The 20,689-nt window shown below is 56.5% G+C and carries 14 protein-coding genes; 9 read left to right on the top strand and 5 right to left on the bottom strand.

All coding sequences use genetic code 11. The annotated features are described in order from the left end of the window. Positions 1-297: 297 nt before the first annotated feature. The gene (locus tag ABIQ96_RS01165; protein WP_348212696.1) at positions 298-807 is read right to left on the bottom strand and encodes a ferritin-like domain-containing protein; all 510 of its coding nucleotides are present in this window, start codon (positions 805-807) and stop codon (positions 298-300) included. Between the two features lie 540 nt (positions 808-1,347). Next, complete coding sequence (locus tag ABIQ96_RS01160; RefSeq protein ID WP_348212695.1) at positions 1,348-1,860, bottom strand: cupin; 513 nt, start codon at positions 1,858-1,860, stop codon at positions 1,348-1,350. 260 nt (positions 1,861-2,120) lie between these two features. Between ABIQ96_RS01160 and ABIQ96_RS01155 the strand changes: the two genes are divergently transcribed. Next, complete coding sequence (locus ABIQ96_RS01155; protein ID WP_348212694.1) at positions 2,121-2,414, top strand: hypothetical protein; 294 nt, start codon at positions 2,121-2,123, stop codon at positions 2,412-2,414. A gap of 6 nt (positions 2,415-2,420) precedes the next feature. Here the strand turns inward: ABIQ96_RS01155 and ABIQ96_RS01150 are convergent, their stop codons facing one another. Continuing rightward, positions 2,421-2,816: a hypothetical protein gene (locus ABIQ96_RS01150; RefSeq protein ID WP_348212693.1), complete on the bottom strand. Its 396-nt coding sequence runs from the start codon at positions 2,814-2,816 to the stop codon at positions 2,421-2,423. 395 nt (positions 2,817-3,211) lie between these two features. On the opposite strand from ABIQ96_RS01150, the gene ABIQ96_RS01145 reads away from it, so the two are divergent. The 5 genes from ABIQ96_RS01145 (at position 3,212) to ligD (ending at position 15,687) form a co-directional block, all read left to right on the top strand. Next, positions 3,212-9,499 carry a HAMP domain-containing protein gene (locus ABIQ96_RS01145; protein WP_348212692.1) on the top strand — a complete coding sequence of 2,096 codons (6,288 nt, stop codon included), beginning with the start codon at positions 3,212-3,214 and terminating at the stop codon, positions 9,497-9,499. Positions 9,500-9,532: 33 nt separating this feature from the next. After that, positions 9,533-11,650 carry a response regulator gene (locus ABIQ96_RS01140; protein ID WP_348212691.1) on the top strand — a complete coding sequence of 706 codons (2,118 nt, stop codon included), beginning with the start codon at positions 9,533-9,535 and terminating at the stop codon, positions 11,648-11,650. Between the two features lie 175 nt (positions 11,651-11,825). Beyond that, the gene (locus ABIQ96_RS01135) at positions 11,826-12,224 is read left to right on the top strand and encodes a response regulator (RefSeq protein ID WP_348212690.1); all 399 of its coding nucleotides are present in this window, start codon (positions 11,826-11,828) and stop codon (positions 12,222-12,224) included. A 270-nt stretch (positions 12,225-12,494) separates the two neighbouring features. Next, positions 12,495-13,397 carry a Ku protein gene (locus ABIQ96_RS01130; protein WP_348212689.1) on the top strand — a complete coding sequence of 301 codons (903 nt, stop codon included), beginning with the start codon at positions 12,495-12,497 and terminating at the stop codon, positions 13,395-13,397. Next, positions 13,351-15,687, top strand: coding sequence for a DNA ligase D (gene ligD / locus ABIQ96_RS01125; RefSeq protein ID WP_348212688.1), 2,337 nt, complete (start codon positions 13,351-13,353; stop codon positions 15,685-15,687). The genes ABIQ96_RS01130 and ligD overlap by 47 nt, the downstream gene beginning before the upstream one ends. Before the next feature lie 350 nt (positions 15,688-16,037). Here ligD and ABIQ96_RS01120 read toward each other — a convergent pair whose 3' ends face one another. Continuing rightward, complete coding sequence (locus tag ABIQ96_RS01120) at positions 16,038-16,511, bottom strand: hypothetical protein (protein ID WP_348212687.1); 474 nt, start codon at positions 16,509-16,511, stop codon at positions 16,038-16,040. Between the two features lie 167 nt (positions 16,512-16,678). Further along, positions 16,679-16,879, bottom strand: coding sequence for a CsbD family protein (locus ABIQ96_RS01115; RefSeq protein ID WP_348212686.1), 201 nt, complete (start codon positions 16,877-16,879; stop codon positions 16,679-16,681). Positions 16,880-17,147: 268 nt separating this feature from the next. Here ABIQ96_RS01115 and ABIQ96_RS01110 point away from each other — a divergent pair, with 268 nt between their 5' ends. From ABIQ96_RS01110 to ABIQ96_RS01100, 3 genes are all read left to right on the top strand, one after another. Further along, a complete protein-coding gene (locus tag ABIQ96_RS01110) occupies positions 17,148-17,738 on the top strand; it encodes a type 1 glutamine amidotransferase domain-containing protein (protein WP_348212685.1) in 591 nt (196 codons plus the stop codon). Positions 17,739-17,887: 149 nt separating this feature from the next. Then, positions 17,888-18,325: a DUF2383 domain-containing protein gene (locus tag ABIQ96_RS01105; protein ID WP_348212684.1), complete on the top strand. Its 438-nt coding sequence runs from the start codon at positions 17,888-17,890 to the stop codon at positions 18,323-18,325. A gap of 98 nt (positions 18,326-18,423) precedes the next feature. Further along, positions 18,424-20,688, top strand: a complete 2,265-nt coding sequence (locus ABIQ96_RS01100; protein ID WP_348212697.1) for a glycosyltransferase — start codon at positions 18,424-18,426, stop codon at positions 20,686-20,688. Position 20,689 lies beyond the last annotated feature (1 nt).

Raw genomic sequence — 20,689 nt, 5'->3', positions numbered from 1 at the left:
CCAGTCACGCAGGCTGGTGCGAGACTACGAGGTGAAAACAAGCCATTCGGAATCGATGATCTACCTGTCCATGAGCAAGAGAATGCTCGCCAGAATCGGCTGATAGATAATTTTAAGACAGCCTCTTACGCAGAGTCATGGGTTCTGGAGGGCTTGGCTCTCATCTGAAAACCTTCGCGGCCCTGCGTCCCTGCGCGAGAACAGGAATTCATCATTTCTCAGACAGGCTCTGAGGGAAGTTGGCCAAAAATAAAACCCGCTGGTGTCAAATGGCCAGCGGGTGTGCGCCAAGGTCTATCATTGAACGGCATCTTCATTCACGCCATTGCTAAACAGGCCGCCGGTCGCGATGCTTGTTAGGAATTTGTCCGCTGTTCCTTCTTCCTGAAGCGTCTGGTCGAGCAGATCGACGGCGGAGTCGAACTCGAGAACTTCGGCGAAAGCCTTGGCAACACCGTAGCCGGCAATTTCGTAGTGCTCGATCCGGTTGGCGGACGCGATCAGGACCGCATCGCGAACATCGCCGGGAGCCGTGGACGCGATGTGTTTTTTCGCCTCCTCGATCAACCCGCGCATCGCGTCACACTCCTCGCCTTCAGCGGTGATGCCATGCTCCACGAACAGTCGTTCGATTCGCGAGACATGGTTGCATGTTTCTTCCAGATGGTCGGCAAAAGCGTCGCGAAGCCGGTCGTTCGTGGCGTTTTTCACCATCTCCGGGAGAGCGGCCACCAGTTGGGTCTCCGCGCTGTAAAGATCGCGGAGCTGATCAAAATAGAGTTGCTGCAAATTTTCGATCGTGTTCATGGGATGGGTTGTTGGTGTTTTTCAGGAGGGACGGACGGATTGTCCGGCCGATCACGGGCGATTGTTTTTGCAGAATACGTGCCTGTGGAAAAATGCTGATACTTTCAGCAAATACTCTGCTGCTACCAATCCACCAGAATGCGCGACGCACTCCTTCTCGTGCGAAAAGACAATCTTGCGGCCGGTATCCGCACCCTGTCGATGTCAGAGGGGGCATAGGACAAAATGTCCTCTCTTCGGCTTTTGCAAGCCGACCTTCAAATTCACGTATGCTGCCGGAAACGGGTTATGGTTCCGCGACCATTGCGGAAGGATTGTCCGAGGAAAAGCCGTCCCCTGAGCAAACGTTAAGCCAACAAGACACACCTACGGCGATGAGGCCAAGGCACGCCGAGATGACAAGAATGACATTTCCAGCCATTCGAAACGAATACACCTGTCACGTCCTGTTGCAACTGAAGTTTGTAACGGTCAACAAGAGAACTAGCAGATGATCCCGCCTACAGGAATGGGCTCCTGAAGTAGGCTGAGAAAGCATCCTTATGCGTTCTTCCAGTGGTCGAACAGGGGCCCACCTACACCGAAAACGGGATCCTGTTCGGGGAACGCTACGTGCGCGATCCGGCGACGGGCGGCTTCCAGATCGTAACCCGGTAAGATGAGATCGGGCTCCTTGCCGTCCGGGTAGGCGCCAACGACCTGGAAATCGTCCGACCCATCCACTCGTTTGTGACTGACTCCAGCGGGAATAACGATGACATCGCCGACCTTGACCTTGAATTCCTCGCCCTGTTCTCCCCCGAACATCAAGCTTGCGGTGCCCCGCGAGACTCCGAGGACTTCGTGATTGGTCGAGTGGAAATGGTGGTAAGGATAAACGGTCCAGCGCCAGCAGCCCCGCCAGTTGGATGAAATGAATTGTTGTTCAAACCAATCCGCGGGCTCGCTCACCATAGAGGCACGCCGCACGACCACCAATGGCAACCGCGGATTGTTCGGCGTGCGTCCATCGTCGGCAAAGAGCCGGGTTTCGATTTCAATGGCATTGTTCATGGCAGATTGAATTAGCCGCGGTCTTCCTAACATCCGTGGCGGCGGCTGGCAAAGGCGATTTCCATTTCGCATCCGCCATGCCAATCGGCTGGGGGTTGATTCGATTAGCGATGCGACGTGAATTGCACGCCCTGACATTGCATCTCGCAATCAGGGAGCTGCATTTTGGCCAAGGAAAAGGCTGGATCCAATGAGAACAGGACCTCGCAAGGGGTGGCGCGGAATGTGCAAGAAAACAAACGAACCAACCTTTCAAAACCATGACACCCATCGATCCTGTTAAACCGGCTACCGCTGACCCAAAGTCTCCCATGGCCCCGCCTTACATCGACGAGGATCCAAATCTGGCCCTTGTGGAAGAAGGCATGGATGAAGCTGAAAATGACCTTCGTGAAGCGGTTGCAGACGATTACGAGGCAAGCGCCAGACTTGGTGACAACGAGGAGGATGAACTCGACGATATTGATTTCACCGCGTCGGAAGACTCCACAACGGCTCCTGAAGTCGCGGCCATCCATGAGGAAACGATTTTTCCGGACGATGAGGAGGAATAAGACCGATTAGCAGTGCTCCTTTTCGGCATCGTCATCCGCAGTAGTTTCGTCGAAAACTTGCTCGACATTTGAGATGTCCACGTTTTCGACTTCCAACTGCCGCAGAACTCCGAGTGCTGCCTGTTGTTCGGCGGAAAGCAATGGCGTGATTTTTCCAGCCAAGGTCGGTGGGCAGGCCAACCCCCATGTCGAGTGGGGATAACGAACGAGAATGGCAGAGATCTTTCCTGCGATTTCGCTATAGCCATCTCTCCCATCTTCCCAGCCGACGACCGGCGCACTGGTCTGGCCGTCGTTCTCATAGTCGAGCTGGTCGACAATTTCGGGCAGTCCGTCAGGAAGGACCAGGTAGGCGGAAAGGTTTTTATAGCTGGCGACGATTAGAAGGTCAGGAAGGAGCATGGGCGTAATTTTTTCAGAATCTTTCGCATAAGCTGTACCAAAGACGCGAGTGGGCGCAGGCAACGTGTTACGGGTTATATGCTGTCGGAAGAGATGTTGTGGAATGGGTTCCGCATCCTGGGTTCGTGCAATTTGCAAATGCGAGGAGACGGCGGAGCTTGCGAGGGGCGGTACCGTGGAGAACGCCGGTGGCTTGATCCGGTCACGGGTTTCCATCAAACGGCCATCGCCGCCCGTTCGGATGAACCCTCCTGCCACGTCGGGCTTGGTCACCCAAATCTCCTAAATCTTGATGGCATGTCCTCGGAGCCGCGGGTGAAGCAGGCACGATCCAAGATTTCTTGACGGTGGTAAGAAGTCGTCTAACGTCCGTGCCAGTATTGTCCTTCAAATTTATGAAAAAGGCTCCCAGCGATGCGTCCGCAACCGTTTCTCCGTCCGCTTCCCCCTCCGCTGTAGGAAAAAAAAGTGCTGAGCCGGGGGACTTGAAAGTGCTCCTTGCCGCCCTGACCTCTTTCAAACGCGGGGATTTCAGCGCCCGCCTTCCGGAAGATTGGACAGGGGTGTCCGGGAAAGTGGCCGACACGTTCAACGAGGTCATCAGCCTCAACCAGGAAATGGCCAAGGAGCTCGCCCGGATAGGAGAAGTGGTGGGTGTGGAAGGACGAATCGGGCAGCGGGCTTCGCTGGGGGAGGTCCAAGGGGCTTGGCGGGCTGCCATCGGTTCGGTGAACAATCTCGTCGCGAATCTGGTGCAACCTACGAGCGAAATGGCGCGGGTGATCGGCGCGGTGGCGAAAGGGGATTTGTCCCAGACTATTTCCACTGAGATCGACGGTCGACCGTTGAAAGGGGAGTTCCTCCGCACCGCCCGGACTGTCAATACCATGGTGGAGCAGCTCGGAGGATTTGCCTCGGAAGTCACCCGGGTGGCCCGCGAGGTGGGCACCGAGGGGAAACTCGGCGGCCAGGCGCAGGTCAAAGGGGTAGCCGGAACCTGGAAGGATCTCACCGACAACGTGAACCTCATGGCGGGCAATCTCACCGCGCAGGTCCGGAACATCGCCACGGTGACGACCGCGGTGGCCAATGGTGACCTCACGAAGAAAATCACGGTCGATGTCAAAGGCGAGTTCTTGGAGTTGAAAGACACGGTCAACACCATGGTGGGCCAGCTCCGTTCGTTCGCCTCGGAAGTGACGCGGGTGGCGCGCGAGGTGGGAACCGAAGGAGCGCTCGGTGGTCAGGCGCGGGTGGAAGGCGTTTCGGGAACGTGGAAGGACCTCACCGATTCCGTGAATTCCATGGCCGGCAACCTCACGTCGCAGGTCCGGAACATCGCCGCGGTGACCACGGCGGTGGCGAACGGCGACCTTTCCAAGAAGATCACGGTGGATGTTAAAGGCGAGATTTTGGAGCTGAAGAACACGATCAACACGATGGTGGACCAGCTCGGATCATTTGCCTCGGAAGTGACGCGGGTGGCACGCGAGGTGGGAACGGAAGGAAAGCTCGGTGGTCAGGCGAAAGTGGGCGGCGTGGCCGGAACGTGGAAGGATCTTACCGACTCTGTGAACTCGATGGCAGGCAACCTGACCGCGCAAGTCCGGAACATCGCCAACGTGACGACCGCGGTGGCGAACGGCGACCTTTCCAAGAAAATCACGGTGGATGTGAAGGGGGAAATTCTCGAGCTGAAGGACACCATCAACACGATGGTGGACCAGCTCCGATCATTTGCTTCGGAAGTGACGCGGGTGGCCCGCGAGGTGGGCACGGAAGGTAAATTGGGTGGTCAAGCCGAGGTGTCGGGGGTTGCCGGAACGTGGAAGGATCTCACGGATAACGTCAACATGATGGCCGGCAACCTCACCGACCAGGTGCGGAACATTGCGGACGTCACCACCGCGATCGCGAAAGGCGACCTTTCCAAAAAGATCACCGTGGACGTGAAGGGCGAGATCCTCCAAATGAAAAACACCATCAACACGATGGTGGATCAGCTCAGCTCCTTCGCGGACGAAGTGACGCGGGTGGCTCGCGAAGTGGGATCGGAAGGAAAACTCGGTGGCCAAGCAGATGTGCGGGGTGTGGCCGGAACGTGGAAGGATCTCACGGACTCGGTGAATTTCATGGGCGGCAACCTTACCGCCCAGGTCCGGAACATCGCCGAAGTGACGACCGCGGTTGCGCGTGGCGATCTATCGAAAAAGATTACGGTGGATGTCAAAGGCGAGATCCAGGAACTGAAGAACACGATCAACACGATGGTCGACCAGCTCGGGTCGTTCGCGTCGGAAGTGACCCGGGTGGCCCGCGAGGTGGGCACCGAAGGGAAATTGGGCGGTCAGGCCGAGGTGTCCGGTGTTGCTGGCACGTGGAAAGATCTAACTGACTCGGTGAACTCGATGGCGGGCAACCTCACCGACCAGGTGCGGAACATCGCCGACGTGACGACCGCGGTGGCGAACGGCGACCTTTCCAAGAAAGTCACCGTTGCCGTTAGGGGAGAAATTCTCCAGCTGAAGGACACGGTGAACACCATGGTGGACCAGCTCAATTCGTTCGCCTCGGAAGTGACCCGGGTGGCGCGCGAAGTGGGAACGGAAGGAAAACTCGGTGGTCAGGCCGAAGTGCGTGGCGTGGCGGGAACGTGGAAGGATCTAACGGACTCAGTGAATTCGATGGCCGGCAACCTCACCAACCAGGTGCGGAATATCGCCGACGTGACCACGGCGGTCGCGCGCGGTGATTTGTCGAAGAAGATCACCGTGGATGTCAAAGGAGAGATTCTGGAGCTGAAAAACACCATCAACACGATGGTGGACCAGCTTGGATCGTTCGCGGCGGAAGTCACCCGGGTGGCCCGCGAGGTTGGCACCGAAGGCAATCTCGGCGGCCAAGCCGAAGTGAAAGGCGTGGCGGGCACCTGGAAAGATCTAACCGACTCGGTGAACTCGATGGCCGGCAACCTCACCGACCAGGTGCGGAACATCGCCGATGTGACCAAGGCGGTGGCGACGGGAAATCTTTCCAAGAAAATCACCGTGGATGTGCGCGGCGAGATCTTGGAACTGAAGGACACCATCAACACGATGGTGGACCAGCTCCGGTCGTTCGCTTCGGAAGTGACCCGGGTCGCGCGCGAAGTGGGCTCGGAAGGAGCGCTTGGCGGCCAGGCACGGGTTGAAGGCGTGTCAGGAACGTGGAAGGACCTCACCGATTCGGTGAACTTCATGGCCTCCAACCTCACCACCCAAGTGCGGAACATCGCGGCGGTGACGACGGCGGTCGCGAACGGCGACCTTTCCAAGAAGATCACCGTGGATGTTAAAGGCGAGATTCTCGAACTGAAGGACACGGTCAACACCATGGTGGACCAGCTCAACTCGTTTGCCTCGGAAGTGACGCGGGTGGCACGCGAGGTGGGAACCGAAGGAAAACTCGGTGGTCAGGCGGAAGTGAAAGGCGTGGCGGGCACGTGGAAGGATCTAACCGACTCGGTGAACTCGATGGCCGGCAATCTTACGAACCAGGTGCGAAGCGTGGCCAAAGTCGTTACCGCGGTCGCGAAAGGCGAGCTGAACCAGAAGCTCATGGTGGAAGCGAAGGGCGAAATCGCGGAGCTGGCAGACACCATCAACAGCATGACCAGCACGCTCGCGACCTTCGCCGAGCAGGTCACCAGCGTGGCGCGCGAGGTGGGTGTGGAAGGGAAACTCGGCGGCCAGGCGCATGTGCCGGGTGCTTCGGGAACCTGGCTTGATCTCACCGACAACGTGAACCAACTCGCCGCCAATCTAACGACCCAGCTTCGCGCCATCGCGGACGTGGCGACGGCCGTGACCAAGGGCGATCTCACCCAGAGCATCCAGGTTTCCGCCCGCGGGGAGGTCGCCTTCGTTAAGGACAACATCAATGAGATGATCCGAAATCTCAAGGACACCACGTCCCGCAACGAGGAACAGGACTGGCTGAAGACCAACCTCGCAAAATTCACCCGGATGCTCCAAGGGCAGAAGGATTTCCTAACGGTCGGACGCTTGATCCTTTCCGAACTCGCGCCGGTCGTTTCGGCGCAGCAGGGCATCTTCTACATCATGGACAACGATGCGCCGGAGCCGGAGCTGAGGCTGCTTGCCAGCTATGCGTTCAACGAACGAAAGAACGTGAGCAACCGTTACCTGCTCGGCGAGGGGCTCGTTGGTCAAGCGGCGCTGGAAAAGCAGCCCATTCTCCTTACCAATGTTCCCAGCGACTACATCAACATCAGCTCCGGCCTCGGGCAGGCACCCCCGATCAACATCATGGTGTTGCCGATCGTTTTCGAAGGGAAAGTCAAGGCCGTCATCGAACTCGCATCGTTCGAGCGTTTCAATCCCACCCACGAGGCATTCCTGGGACAGCTCGCGGAAAGTATCGGCATCGTGCTCAACACCATCAAGGCCAGCACGCTCACCGAAGATTTGCTCAAGCAATCGCAGTCCCTCGCCGGAGAACTTCAAAATCGGCAGGAAGAGCTGCAACAAACCAACGAGGAACTCCAGAAAAAGGCGGGCCAGCTCGCCGAGCAGAATGCCGAGGTGGAACGCAAGAACCGCGAGGTCGAGCAGGCCCGGATGGCGCTTGAAGGCAAAGCCAAACAGCTCTCGCTCACCTCGCGCTACAGGTCCGAGTTCCTTGCGAACATGTCCCACGAATTGCGGACGCCGCTCAACAGCCTGCTCATTCTGGCAGACCAACTCGGCTCCAACTACGAAGGCAACCTCACGCCCAAGCAGGTCGAGTTCGCCCGCACCATCCTCGGCTCCGGCCGCGACCTGCTGCGCCTCATCAACGACGTGCTGGATCTGTCAAAAATTGAATCCGGGAATTTCACCGTCTCGGTGGGCGAGGTCCGGCTCAAGGATCTTTTCGAAAATCTCGACCGCACCTTCCGTCACGTTGCCCAGGAGAAGGGGTTGGACTTCATCTTCCAACTGGATAGCGGCCTGCCGGATGTCATCCATACCGATGAACAACGTCTCGATCAGGTGTTGAAAAATCTGGTTTCCAACGCGTTGAAATTCACAGACCGCGGACACGTGACCTTCACGGTCGAGCGGATGGAACCGCGTGGGGAAGGGGACCGGTTGTTCCTCCATGGTGCCACCAGTGTGCTGGCATTCACCGTCGCCGATTCCGGCATCGGCATCGCCGAAGACAAGCAGCTCGTCATCTTCGAAGCCTTTCAACAGGCGGATGGCAGCACCAGCCGCCGCTACGGTGGCACCGGCCTTGGCCTTGCCATCAGCCGCGAGCTTGCCCGGCTTCTCGGCGGGGAAATTCGCGTGCACAGCGATGAAGGCAAGGGGAGCTCCTTCACGCTGTTCCTGCCCGAGCGTCCGACCGTGCCGATTGTGGAAAACGGCGGCTCGCCTAAACCCGTCGTTTCCATTTCCGCAGACGAGGAATTGAACGACCGATTGTCGTTAGAGGTTCCTTTCGCCGATGATCGCCTGAACCTTCTTCCCGATGACAGGGTGTTATTGATCGTCGAGGATGATCTCCATTTCGCACAACTTCTTCTCGATAACGCCCGTGCCCAAGGCATGAAAGCGATCGTCACGTCCCGGGGATTCAAGGCGCTCGCCTTCGCGCGGGATTACAAACTGGTGGGTATCACCCTCGACGTCACTCTCCCCGATGTGAATGGCTGGCGGGTCTTGAGCCGCCTGAAATCCGATCTCGCCACCCGTCACATCCCGGTGATCATCATCTCCGCGGATTCAGAGCCCGATAACGCCCTCAAGCAGGGTGCCATTTCATTCCACACCAAACCGGTCGATATGGAAACGATTACCGCGGTGTTGGAGCGCATGCGTTATCTCAGCGATTCGCCTCCCGGCAATTTGCTGGTGGTCGAGGATGACGAGATCCAGCGCAACGGTATCCGCGAGCTGATTGGGAACGAGACCGCGCATCTCGTGCTCGTGGAAAGCGGAACGCTGGCACTCGAGGCGTTGGAAGAAAATTCCTTCGATTGCATGGTCATTGATCTGCTTCTGCCTGATATTTCCGGATTTGATCTGATCGATCGGGTTAGGTCGAGATTTCCCCAGCTCCCCATCATTGTTTATACCGGCAAGGACCTAACCGACGAAGAGGAGAAGCAGCTCAACCATGTGGCTCAGACCGTCATTGTGAAAGACGTGCGCAGCCCGGAGAGGCTTTACGATCAGACCGCGCTGTGGCTGCATCGGGAAGTAGCGCGGCTACCCGCCGAGGGCAGGGAAATCATCCAGCATCTATACGACCCGAATACGCTGCTGGCGGGAAAGAAGGTGCTGATCGTGGATGACGACATCCGGAACATTTTCGCAATGACAAGTCTTCTGGAGCGCCACAAGATGAAGATCCTATCCGCCGAGCGAGGCAGGGTGGCACTTGAAATCATCGAGGAATCCACTGACATCGACATCGTCCTGATGGACATCATGATGCCGGAGATGGACGGCTACGAAATCATGGGCGCGATCCGCAATCTCCATGGCTTCAAGGATTTGCCCATCATCGCCCTTACCGCAAAGGCCATGAAGGGCGACCGGGAGAAATGCATTGAGGCAGGCGCTTCAGATTACATTTCCAAGCCTGTCGATACGGAACGCCTGCTGTTGCTGTTGCGTACTTGGCTATACCGCTGAAGTTCCTCCTGCTACTCACCCACCATTCACCCCATGGAAACCCATTCCGATAAAACCAGCATTCTCATCGTCGACGACCGCGACGACAAGTTGCTCTCCTTGCGCTCCGTTTTGGAGGATCTCGACGAGAACCTGGTGTGTGTGAAATCCGGGAACGAAGCCCTGCGACAACTTCTTCGGCAGGACTTCGCTGTAATCCTCCTGGACGTCAATATGCCCGGGATGGATGGATTCGAAACCGCCGCGCTGATTCGCCAGCGGCTGCGCTCGGAAACCACGCCGATCATTTTCATCAGCGCGATGAATGATGCCGAAACTCATGTTGCCCGCGGCTACTCACTCGGGGCCGTCGATTACATCCTCAGCCCCGTCATCCCGGAGATCCTGCGGGCGAAGGTTGCCGTCTTTGTCGATCTGTTCCGCAAGACGGAGAAGGTCAAGCGCCAAGCCGAAGATCATGCCCGATTCGTTCAAGAGCAGGCCGCCCGTGTCGAGGCGGAGGCAGCACAGGACCGCCTCGCATTCCTCGCCGAAGCCGGCAACGTTTTGGCGCGTTCCCTGGACTACCAACAGATTTTTGAAAACCTCGCCGGGCTGTTGGTTCCGCGACTCGCTGATTTTTGTATCATCGATCACATGAATGAGCAGGGTAATCTCCATCACGTTGCGACCACTCACCGGGACCCCGACCAAGAGCCGGTGCTGAACCAACTCCGCTACTCAGGGCACGATTCGGTGCACCAAGCGGCGCTGCGGGTCTTTCAGTCCAGACGATCGGAGCTGAAGAATCATATGGATGCGCAATCCATCCGTGAACTGTTCCCCGCCGAAGAGCGCGATCAGGTGAAATCACTGGATCCGACCTGTTATGTGGCCGTTCCCATCATCGCCCGAAACTCAATCATCGGCATCCTCACCTTGGTTCGCACCCGCGGTTCGAAACCTTATTCCCCCATCGAATTGTCATTGGCTGAGGAACTCTCGCAGCGCGCCGCTCTCGCTCTGGACAATGCCGCTCTCTATCAGGCCGCGCGGCGAGCCCGCGAGGAAGCCGAGGCAGCGAACAATGCCAAGGACCGTTTCCTGGCGATGCTCAGCCACGAACTTCGCACCCCGCTCACTCCTGTCATCACGTCGATCCTCAATCTGGAAGCGGATTCATCACTTCAACCTCAAACCCGGCAGGCACTTCTCGTGATGCGTCGCAATGTGGAGTTGGAAGCCCGCTTGATTGACGACCTTCTTGACCTCACCCGGGTGGGCAGCGGACAGATCCGTCTCAGCCGCGAGATTGTCAATGCCCATTCCCTTCTCGAAAACGCCGTGGAAATCTGCCAGCCTGATATTGCCGCGAAGGCACTTACTTTAGAGCAGGACTTAAGAGCCGCTGATGTTTTCGTTGAGGCCGATCCCGCACGGCTTCAGCAGATTTTTTGGAATCTCATTCGCAATGCCACCAAATTCACCGAATCCGGCAGCATCCGCCTGCACACTCACAGCGAAGATGGACGATTTTACATTGAAGTCAGTGACACGGGAATCGGAATGGATTCCGAACTCATTGAGCGGATATTCCTGCCATTCGAGCAAGGGGAACGAGGGCTGTTCGGTGGTTTGGGTCTTGGCTTGACCATTACCAAGGCGTTGGTGGATCTGCACGAGGGGGGGATTCAAGTGGAAAGTGAGGGCAAAGGGCATGGCGCTACTTTTAGGGTGAATTTTCCTTCTTCCGCCGCTCCTTCCGTCCAAGCTGAAACTCCCTCCATCACTGAGGCTGATGAACGATTCCCGTTGCGGATCCTTTTGGTGGAAGATAATTCCGATACCAACCAAGCGCTTACCATGCTTCTGGAAATGCGCGGTTACAGCGTCATCTCCGCCCTGAATGTGCGGAGTGCGCGCGAGCTTGCCGAACAGAATGAGGTCGATGTGCTGATCAGTGATCTCGGACTCCCCGACGGGACGGCGGATGAAGCGATGCAGATCGTCGCCGCCCGCTATTCAGCAATCGGAATTGCGCTCAGCGGTTATGGTATGGAGGAGGATATCGAAAGGAGTAAGCAATACGGTTTCTCCCACCACCTCGTAAAGCCGGTGGATGTCGCACGTCTCATCACCATCCTCGGACAACTGGCTCAAAAGGCTGCCTGATCTCCTATTCCCGCGGTCATTGAAGGACGAATGAATTGCATCTTGCACGCTGGAAAATCTTGAAAATCGTCTTGCGTGGAACGCGGAAATTCAATGAATTGTGGCCATGAATGTCGTGAGGCGGGATAGCAATGTTGCGATCGCACAAACCCAATTTGAAGGCAGGAAGTCGGGGGTGCACTCTCGTTTCGAAAAAGTCCTGTTGGTGGACGATTCGAAATTTCTAGCAGATATCATGGCGACGTTTTTCGAGTTGGAAGGATTTTCCGCACGGGCTGTATATGGAGGTCAGGACGCCATGCGGGCGATCGACCGTGAGATCCCGGATATCGCTTTCATTGATCTGATCATGCCTGACGTGAACGGGCTGGAGGTTGCGAAACACGTGAGGGCAGCCGGCTTCGAAAAGCCTCCGTTGATGGTCGCGCTTACCGGTTGGGAAGAGGATCCCGTTAGGCGCGATGCGGAAGATGCCGGATTTGATTATTTCCTGCCGAAACCTATCGACATCCCGACACTGCGGGAGTTCATGTCCCGCTTGGTTGCGGAGCAAATGAGCGGGCTCGATTCATGAATACCGGGCTATAGGGATTGGCTGCGCTCCCTGTTCAGCATCCCATTTTTTTTTGCTTACCCAAACGCAAAACGAACCCAGCTAGGAAAGTTGAACCTCACCGCACCAGGAACCGTTTTTTCAAAAAGACGCGGGGTTCGGCAAAACCGATGTCCGGTGCGCGGGATGCAATGCGCATTCCATCTTCGTGCAATTTGCTGCTGAAGAAGGTCGATAATGGTGGTTTTCCCGCAGGAATCCAATTGGAACGGCTTCTGCAAAAAGTTGTCCATGGCCCGTTCGATTTGGAAAGGTGCGATCGCGTTCGGTCTCGTCAATATTCCCGTCTCGTTGACGAGCGCGGAAGCGAGGCCGGACATTCAGTTTCACATGGTGGATAGCAAGAATCACGCCCGCATCCGTTACGAACGCGTGAACTCCGATACCGGCGAGGAGGTTCCATGGGACAGGATGGTGAAGGGCTACGAACATGACGATGGCCAGTTTATTCTCCTCACTGAGGAGGATTTGGAAGCGGTGCAACCGCGATTGACCAAGACGATTGAGATCAGCGAATTCGTATCGCTGGACGAGATCGATCCGTTGCTCTTCGACAAGCCCTACTATCTCGAACCGGAGAAGCGGGGTCGCAAGGCGTATGCGCTCCTGCGCGAAGCGCTGCGGCAGAGTGGCAAGGCGGGAATCTCCCGCGTGGTCATCCGCACCCGCGAGTATCTATCCGCCATGTTCGTTAGGGAGGACGTGCTGGTCCTGATGTTGCTACGTTTTCCCCAAGAGATCCGCGCGTCATCGAAGCTCGAACTTCCATCATCTGCCGACAAGGAATGGCAACCCGTCAAAAAGGAGATGGATCTGGCAGGTCGCCTGATCGACGAGATGACGGGCAAATGGAAGCCAAGTGATTTTCATGACGAGTATCGCGACGCGCTGATGGATTTCATCGAGAAGAAAATCGCCGGCGGAGAAACGGTGGATGATGTCAAGCAGCCGGGAGATGAAGACGAGGCCGGAGACAAGGTTCTCGACCTCGCGGAATACCTCCAAAGGAGTTTCAAGAAACCGACTGCCGCCAAAACGGCGACTCGTTCGAAACCCACCCCGAAGGCTCGGAAGGCCACGAAGAAAAATGCCAGCAAGAAAGTCGCCACCAAAAAAGGCCGTCGCTCCGCTTGATAGATATCGGGACAAGCGGGACTTCAAAAAAACGCCGGAGCCCGGTGTGAAGGTCGCGCGGCGTGCGGGAAATTCGTTTGTCGTGCAGGAGCATCATGCCCGTTCGCATCATTTCGACTTTCGCTTGGAGATGGACGGTGTGTTAGTAAGCTGGGCCGTTCCCAAGGGCATTCCGGAGGAGGCTTCGGCCAAGCGTCTGGCAGTTCACGTGGAGGATCATCCGCTCGATTATGGAGGGTTTGAAGGCGTGATTCCCGCGGGCAACTATGGCGCGGGCAAGGTGGCGATCTGGGACAAGGGAACCTGGGAACCATTAGAAAAGGATTGGCGTAAAAAGTTCGGAAAGGGGAAATTGAAATTCATTCTTAAAGGGAGACGTCTTGAAGGTGTCTATCTCCTCGCAAAAATGGGGGAGGAGCCCAACTGGCTGATGCGGAAGCTGGAGGTGGACCTGCCTGCGGAACCGAGCCCCAAGGCCGAGCGTGAGGAAGCGAAGTTTGTTTCTCCCCAACTCGCACGCGTCGTGCCCTCGGTTCCATCGGGAAACCAATGGCTGCATGAAATCAAATTCGACGGCTATCGGCTGATCGCGGTGAAGAACAAGGGAGGGCTCCGACTTTTCACCAGAAGCGGACTGGACTGGACGGACCGCTTCGGAACGTTGGCTAAGCAACTCTCCGGCCTAACAAAACACGATTTCGTCATCGACGGCGAGGCGGTGGTGTTCGATGCAAAAGGCCGATCAAGCTTTGGAGAGTTGCAAGCCGCTTTGCAGGCAGGAGGGCAGGACAAGATCGAATTTGTCGCATTCGATCTCCTCAATTTCAACGGCTACAATCTTCGGAATCAACCATTGTCAGACAGACTGCGGGAATTGGCGAAAATCGTTGCCGACGATGGTGGGCCGATCCGCCTTTCGAAAGTCTGGCCGGCGGGGAAAGGCAATGACTTGTTCAAACAGGCATGCGCAAGCGGTCTTGAGGGAATCATCAGCAAAAATTCCAGCGGAAGATACATCGAAGGTTCGCGGCGGGATTGGGCGAAGTCGAAGTGCAGGGCACGCCAGGAGTTCGTCATTTGCGGTTATACGCCGCCCAAGGGATCGCTGCCCGCATTCGGTGCTTTGGTGTTAGGCTCTTTCGAAAATGGCAGGCTGGTTCCCCGTGGCAAGGTCGGCACCGGGTTTTCCGAAAGGGACCGGGAGCGGTTGCTGAAAGTCTTCAAGACGATGCCCGCCCGAAAAGCTGCGTTCGATTTCAAGGAGGCTTCTGTGACGTGGATCGAACCGAAACTCGTCGCCGAGATCGAGTTTGCGGAAATCACCCGGGACGGCTCGATCCGGCAGGGAAGCTTCACCGGTTTGCGGGAGGACAAGTCGGCCGCCGATGTGCATCTGGATCCATTGCAAACCGCTGTCGCCGCCGGGAAAGAGGCAAAGGTGGCGGGGATCGCGATCAGCCACCCCGAACGGTTGGTCTATCCGGATGACCAGATTACAAAGCTGGAGGTGGCCCGTTATTACGAACGAGTCGGTGACATGATGCTTCCGTTCGTGGCGAACCGTCCTCTCTCCATCCTGCGGGCGCCGGGTGGTCTAACCGATGAAACGTTCTTCCAGAAGTCGTTTCCATCCCACATTCCCCCTCATGTTTTTCAAAAAGTTCTGGATGACGGCACCACGGTCTTCAGCATCAGGGACACGAAGGGACTTGTGGCACTGGCCCAGTTCGGAGTCATCGAGTTTCACCTTTGGGGAGCGCCTTTGCCGAAAGCGGATAAGCCGGATTTCCTGATCTGGGATCTGGATCCCGATCCAACAGTTCCATGGCCTGACGTTCTGGGAGCGGCCCTCCTGACCCGCGATTATTTGCAGGAGCTGGGCCTGTCCACCGTGGTCAAGACCTCTGGGGGCAAGGGACTGCACATCGTGCTGCATACGAAAAAGAGCTACCAATGGCAGCTCATGCGGGATTTCACCAAAGCGGTTGCGCAAGAAATCGCCGCCTACAATCCAAAGCGATTCATAACGACATCCACGAAGGCGAAGCGGGCCGGGAAGATCTTCATTGACTGGATGAGAAACGGCAGGGGAGCGACGTGCGTCGCGCCGTGGAGCCTGCGCGCGCGGAAAGCAGCGCCCGTGTCGATGCCTATCAACTGGGCGGATCTGAGGGAGTCTACGGCTGCGGGATTCACGATCCGCGAGCCGTCGCCGCCTCCTTCGGAATGGGAGTCGTTGAAGGCGCAGACCATTACCAAGAGCAATTTGCGAAAGTTGGGACTGATCTAGGATGTGGCTGGGGAGCGTCCCGTCCCGTGGATGGTTAGAAGTTTGAACACCCTTCGCTCGTCGGACCGAAGTCCCGCGGCATTGCTCTTCCCCATGCGCGGGGCAGGGGAATGCATGATTCGATGGAGATCCAAACATTCTCGTAGGCAGGTGGGATGGCTAAGGAAAGAATCCGTCGGCGTTTATCCTTATCCGAAAGTAGCCCTCCGTCGGGCAGGATAAAACTGAAACCTTTGCCCTTGCGGATCCGCTTGTAACCCGGCATTTGGTCGGTCGTGTAGATCAATCTCATGGATCAAGTTGGGTGCCCATCTTGGACAGCGGAACGGGTTGAGACGCGGACAGGAAATTCAATCGACCGGTTTTTGCGACGAATGAACTTTCTCCCAACTGGCCTTCGCCGCATGCCGGGCTTTCGGCCAATCGAGTTTGGACACGCCTCTGCCTTTTCCCCAATCGTCACTCATCGCTTTCTCCGAAGCGTCGAACGAAACATGGGGACTATAGAGCTGCCAGCCCATCTTGTAGGCCGGACCATAGTCATCAAACGTATATTCGCTTTCGTAGTAAGGTTCGTCGCGATAGCGGCGCTGCCAGTAGGCCTCCTCCGCTTCGGGATCAATCCCAGCGGCAATTCCGGCACCGGCGACCGCCCCGAAGGCTCCCCCAAGCACGGCTCCGGTAACGGCTCCGAGCGGCCCTAGAGATGAGCCAAGCGCAGCACCGGCAATCACTCCGCCCGCGGCACCGATACTCGTCCCAAGCTTATGGGGCTCGGCAGCGTAGCTTACGACATCTTTTTCTTCATCATCTTTGGGATTCATGGTTTCGATATTTTGAAATTGTTTTTAGCCAAGAGCGCCTTCAAAAAACATCTGCGTGCCTTCCGAGGCTTTAGCAGCACTGGACACTTGAGTTTAGGAAATCTTATGAAATGCCGCCCGCCGTATCGAGCACGACAGGCGGCCAAATGACTTTAATGGGAAAACTCTCAGCATCCGCAGTCGCACGAATCCTTGAGTGCTTTTTCCACCGCTTCGCGAGTTTGTCCGGTGCGCTTCTGGATGCGTCCGATCAATTCGTCTTCCTTGCCACTGGCGTAGGTCAGATCGTCATCGGTCAGGTTGGCCCATTTTTGCTTCAACTTGCCTTTGGCGACATTCCAATCTCCCTTGATTTCGAGCGTGTTCATTTTTTTATTGGTTTAGGTTTGGCGGAATCGCAGTTGCTGCGAATCCTCGATTTTCCTATCATTCGCCGTGCCATTCGGTTTCGAACTACGGTAACTCCAGTATCAATGGCGATTCCGACTTTACTCGCTGACGCCCGATTTAAACGACGGGTTGCAAAGTGCATAATCCAAATGCAGGATGCATCGCCGGAAAATCTCCCTTTTTGTCCAAATCCAAGAAAATCGAGGTTCTAACGATTGGCACGTTTTTTGCGAAATGGCGGGAACGATGAAAACGGATTTCAAACAGTTGAAGATGAACTACGACCTGAGCGGGAAACGCGTCGCGGTATTGGCGACGGATGGATTCGAACAATCCGAATTGGACGTCCCGGTCCAAGCACTCAAGACCTGCGGTGCGGAAGTCCACATCGTGGCTCCCGAACCAGGGACCATTCGCGGATGGAGTGGGAAGGACTGGGGTGAGAAGCGCCAGGTGACCAAGATCTTGGCAGATGCTTCAGCGGACGATTACGACTCGCTGGTGTTGCCAGGTGGAGTCATCAATTCCGATCGGCTCAGAACGCTGCCTGATGCGGTTGAGTTCGCGAGGGAATTTTTCGAACAACAGAAGCCGGTAGCAGCAATCTGCCATGCGGCCCAGTTATTGATCGAAGCGGATGTGGTGGAGGGCCGGGCCATGACGTCCTACCCGTCCATCCGCATCGACTTGGAGAATGCCGGGGCGCTGTGGGAGGATCAGAGTGTCGTTGTGGACCAGGGGTTGACGACATCGCGTTCACCGGAAGATCTGCCTGACTTCTGTGAAAAGCTTTGTGAGGAAATTCTCGAAGGAATTCATCGCGGCCAGCACGCATAAGATCCGTGATTACGGCACACGGCAATTGAAATACCTCTGTCGGTCCCGCAAATACTAATCCCGACAAACTAACAATAGTCCAATGTGGTGAAGCCGTAGGACTCCTGACCCGATCCACCTTTAAAACGTTTAACAAAACAGCAACCATCATGAACAATAAAGACACCTGCATCGATGCCTGCAACAAGCTGTTGCGAGGCGAAATTTCAGCAATCGAAACTTACACCCAGGCGATCGAAAAGTGCGACGAGCAAGCCGTCCTTCAACCTATTAGGATGATCCGAGACGAACACGAAAAGAGCGCGAACGTCCTTCGCCAACACCTTTCTTCCATGGGGGCCGCTCCCGATGCTGATTCCGGTGCGTGGGGAGCGTTTGCAAAGGCGGTCGAAGGCGCGGCAGCTCTGTTGGGCAATGGGGCGGCCATCACCGCTCTCATCGAAGGCGAGCGGCATGGTATCTCTGAATATGAGGATGCCTTGGAAAATCCGGGCGTGATGGAGGATGCAAAATCCAACATTCGCGGAGAACTGCTTCCGCGTCTGAAGGAGCATGTGAGAACTCTCGAAGTCCTTCAAAAACGGTGAACAACTCCGGGCCATCTGTGAAAGTCCGTGAAAAGGAAACGGACGTAGTTGCCCTTCAGGAGGCATCCTGCGGTGTGGTCTCCCGGACTCCGGACATCATGACGGATTCTAAAGAGAACACCTACCCGCGGCGTATCGCGTTTGTCGGAGGCTTTGATCCGCGGCGTTGCGGTATCGCCACGTTCACGACCGATCTGTGCGAAGCCGTCGCAGCGGCGGTGCCGAACTCGCAGTGCATCGCCGGTGCCGTAAATGATCGTCAGGAAGGGTATAAGTATCCTCCACGCGTCCGTTTTGAAATGGTGGAAAAGGATGTGGACTCTTATAGAAGAGCCGCGGACTTTATCAATTTCAACAATAGCGAAGTTCTCTGTGTACAACATGAATTCGGAATCTACGGCGGTCCCGCAGGCCGCCACCTGCTGGCCTTGCTCAAGGAAGTTAGAATGCCCGTCGTTACCACCCTCCACACCATTCTTCGCGAACCGAACCCGACTCAACGCGAGGTGATGAATGAATTGATCCGTCGCAGCGACCGGTTGGTCGTTATGGCGCGCAAGGGGAGGGAAATTTTACTCGAACGCTATGACGCGCCGGATTCAAAGATTGATGTGATTCCGCACGGAATTCCGGATGTCCGTTTCGCCTCGTCGGATTCGTTCAAGGCGAGATTCGGAATGGAAGGCCGCAAGGTGCTGCTTACTTTCGGGTTGTTAGGTCCGGGCAAGGGTGTCGAAATTGCCATTGCGGCGCTGCCGGAAATTGTGAGCCGCCACCCGGATGTGATGTACGTTGTTCTGGGAGCGACGCATCCGCATCTGGTCGCCAGAGAGGGGGAGACCTATCGACTGGGGCTGGAGCGCCTGGCGGAAGAGCTTGGTTTGAAGGATCACGTCATTTTCTACAATCGTTTCGTCTCACCGGCGGATCTTGACGAATTCATCGGCGCCACCGATATCTATCTAACTTCCTATCTCGCGGAGGCGCAAATCACTTCCGGAACGCTGGCACGGGTCTTCGGGGCGGGGAAAGCGGTCGTTTCCACTCCTTATTGGCATGCCTGCGAGCTTCTTGGTGAGAACAGGGGAACGTTGGTTCCTTTCCGGGATCCGAAAGCGATTGCTGAGGCGGTTTGCGGGTATTTGGGCGATGAGGGATTGATGGAGCGAACCCGGACGGAGGCCTATCAGTATGGACGGAATATGATATGGCCGGCGGTGGCGCGGGGCTATCTGGAGTCGTTCCGCCGCGCGCGGGCGGATCGCAAGGCGATGCCGCGCGGATCGTTCGGTGGTTGGACGCTGGGCGGACGTGCCTACAACCTTCCACCACTGCGGCTGGATCACATTGTCCGGATGACCGACGGCACCGGGATTTTCCAGCACGCGGTTTTCAATGTACCTAACTTTCACGAAGGCTATTGCACGGACGACAACGCCCGCGCCTTTGTGCTCTGCAATTTGTTGGAAGAGCCCAGTTTGTTGGAGCATATGGCATCCACCTATCTTGCGTTTCTATCTGCTTCCATGAATGCGGAGCTGGGGCGTTTTCGGAATTTCATGAACCACCGTCGTGACTGGTTGGAAGAAGTCGGTAGCGAGGACAGCCACGCTCGCGCACTGTGGGCGCTGGGTGTTGGAACAGGACGTTCACGCAATACAGGACACCAGCGGCTTTGCGTCCATTTGTTTGAACTCGGACTGCCTGCGGTGAACGAATTTACTTCGCCACGCGCGTGGGCCTTCGCGCTACTCGGTATTCACGAATATCTGCGCGAATACCCGGCCAAGGACAAGGTCTTGGCCGCACGTGACACTCTCACCGGGAAGTTGACCGCATTGTGGAGAAGTTACGCCACTGATGACTGGCCGTGGTTTGAAATTTCCGCCACCTATGAAAACGCCCGTCTTTCACAGGCGCTGATCCTGTCCGGCAACTCGATGCCGGACGCGGCCACACTGGAAATTGGCCTTAAATCCCTGCGTTGGCTGGCATCCATTCAGAAGACCCAGGCAGGCCACTTCCGCCCTATTGGTAGCAACGGGTTCTATGTTAGGAATGGAGCGCGTGCCGATTTCGACCAACAGCCGGTTGAAGCCCAGGCAATGGTTTCCACTTGTCTCGATGCCTACCGCATCACTGGTGATTCCACTTGGAACAGCGAGGCCAAACGTGCGTTCGAGTGGTTTCTCGGCCGCAACGACCTGGGTCAGCCCCTTTACGACTCCACCAATGGGGGATGTGGCGACGGATTGCATGAAAACCGCGTCAACGCCAACCAAGGGGCCGAGTCATCCCTTGCGTTTCAAATTTCCCTCGCGGAAATGAATCATGTCGCCCATCCGGTTTCCAATTCCCATTAAT

This window comes from Luteolibacter sp. (assembly GCF_039920825.1).
In the GTDB taxonomy this organism is placed as follows: domain Bacteria; phylum Verrucomicrobiota; class Verrucomicrobiia; order Verrucomicrobiales; family Akkermansiaceae; genus Luteolibacter.
Note: the sequence above shows the minus strand (reverse complement) of the source record. Positions and strands in the feature narration are given on the sequence as shown.